This is a genomic window from Streptomyces glaucescens (genome assembly GCF_002154375.1).
In the GTDB taxonomy this organism is placed as follows: Bacteria; Actinomycetota; Actinomycetes; order Streptomycetales; family Streptomycetaceae; genus Streptomyces; species Streptomyces glaucescens.
Genome location: NZ_MUND01000381.1, coordinates 1 through 2,125, shown reverse-complemented (window position 1 = coordinate 2,125; position 2,125 = coordinate 1). Strand labels below are relative to the sequence as shown.

Sequence of the window (2,125 nt, the reverse complement as noted above, 5' to 3'; positions counted from 1 at the left end):
ACCAGGCCGACGTCGCCGCCGTCGCCGCCGGCGTCGAGCACGGCGAACGCGGCGGCGATCAGGGCGCCGTGGCTGCCCAGGTGGGTGACGGCCGCGGCGGCGGTCAGCAGGCTGTAGTTGCGCCCCGCCCAGGCGGGTCTGCGCGAGGGGGTTCTGCGCGGGCTGTGCCCGGGGGCGGCGGGATCGACGGCGGAGTTCACCGGCTGACTATCACCGCCCGGGGCCCGACTTGCCAAACCGGTTCCACGCCGTCTGTCGGCGCAGGTCAGCCCTCCGTGGGCTCACCGTGCAGCCGGACCGTGCCGGCGATCTTCAGGATCGTCTCCTTCGGGACCTCCTGCTTCACGCCCTTGGCGCCGAAGAAGTTCCACGACACGTAGTTGCCCGCGGAGTTCTTGAAGCCGAACGTCATCGCCTTGCCGTCGCTCGCGCACTTGCCCTTGCGGGGCGTGTTCTTCGACTCGGCCCAGGCGATGCTGCCCTCGATGCCGGACGTGGTGGTGAAGGGCTCGGCCTTCTCCTCGAAGACCATGCTCTTCTTGTCCGGCTGGGTGTAGCCGCCGTAGACCCACCAGGCGACCGTGTTGATGGCCACCTCGTCGGTGTTCTTCGCCCCGTCGGCACCCTTGGTGCCGGCCGCGGCGAGCGAGGTGGTCTCGGTCCGGCCGTCCTTGTTGTCGTCCGACGTGCACCACTTGGACTGGTAGACGGCGGTGCCGGTCATGGTGACGAGCGGCTTCAGCTCGTCGGCGTTCTCCTCCTCGAACGCGATGAGCACGCCCGGGTCCCGTACCTCCCAGTCGGCCGGCACGTCGAACGCGACGCCCCACCGGGGGTTCACGACGACCTTCCAGCCCGCGATCGTCGGCTTCTCGGCCTCGCCGTCGCGCGGGTTGTCGTCGCTCCCGGAGGAGGTGGCGGTGGGTTCGGCGGTCGGCGTGGGCGACTGGCTGGTCTTCGTCTTGGACCCGCCGTCGGCCTCGTCGTCCTTGTCGCCGCCGAGGACCAGGAATCCGGTCACGCCGGCCGCGATGACGACGGCCGTGGCCGCCACGATCGCGACCAGCTTGGTGCGGTTGCCGCCACCGCCACCGCCTCCGACGACGGTCGCCGGCTGCGGAGCGCCCACCGGCGCGGGGGTGTTCCACTGCGGCTGCTGCTGGTACGGGTTGGGGTGCTGGTAGCCGGGCTGCTGGTAAGGATTCGGCTGCTGGTACCCCGGCTGCTGGTACGGATTGTTCTGCCCCTGCGGGTTGTTCTGCCCCTGCGGGTTCTGCTCGCCCCCGGGCTGCTGCTGTCCTGGCCACATGAGCGGTAACCCTAGTGGTGTCCACGACACGATTCGGTCACTGCCCCTCGTCAGGGCGGTAGCGAAACCATGCGTGCGGTCAGGATCCGGACGCCGGGTCGTACAGCCGGACCGTGCGGGCGATCTGCCGCACCGTCGCGTCGGGAACCTCGTCGCCCACGCCGTCGGCGCCGGCGAACGACCACGACACCACGTCACCGTCCGGGTTCTCGAAGGCGAACGTGGTGGCCTTGCCGTCCGAGTCGCACCTGCCGCGCCGCTCGACACCGGAGGAGGTCGAGGTGGCGAGGCTGCCGGTGAGTCCGGAGGCCGTGGTGAAGGAGCTGACCGGACCCGTGCCGACCTTCCCCCGGTCCGGCTGGGTGTAGAGGCCGTAGACCCAGTTCGCGGAGTCGGCGCGCGCGGCCTCCGCGGGGTTGCGGGCCCCGTTGTTGCCGCGGGTGCCCGCGCTCGCCAGCGGGGTGTCGTCGACCGTGCCGTCACGGTCGCCGTCGGACGAACACCACTTCTCCTTCAGCACGGCCGGCGCCTTCATCGCGACCAGCGGCTTCTCCAGCGGATCGTCGTCCTCGGTGACATAGCTGACCCAGTCCGGTGACTGGAGCGCCCAGTCGGCCGGGACGTCGAAGGCGATGCCCAGGTCCGGGTTGACCACGACCTTCCAGCCCGCGACGGTCGGCCGCGGGCCGTCCCCGGTGCGCGGATTGCCGGTCGCGGACGGGGCCGCCGAGGACGTGACCGGCTCCGGAACGGGCGCCGCCCCCTCTCCGCCGCCGAGCAGCACGGTCCCGGTCACGGCGGCGGAGAGGGGGCGGC

The 2,125-nt window shown here is 71.6% G+C and carries 2 protein-coding genes and 1 pseudogene; all 3 read right to left on the bottom strand.

Annotated elements, in window-relative coordinates; translation table 11 throughout:
• Positions 1 to 200 (bottom strand): annotated as a pseudogene (locus CCN42_RS24265) (MFS transporter); the annotation flags it as partial.
• A gap of 65 nt (positions 201 to 265) precedes the next feature.
• Positions 266 to 1,309 (bottom strand): DUF8017 domain-containing protein, encoded by a 1,044-nt coding sequence (locus CCN42_RS24260; protein ID WP_086738782.1) that lies wholly within the window; start codon positions 1,307 to 1,309, stop codon positions 266 to 268.
• A 79-nt stretch (positions 1,310 to 1,388) separates the two neighbouring features.
• Positions 1,389 to 2,125: DUF8017 domain-containing protein (locus tag CCN42_RS24255; protein WP_107427638.1), on the bottom strand; the 737-nt coding region annotated here is incomplete at its 5' end.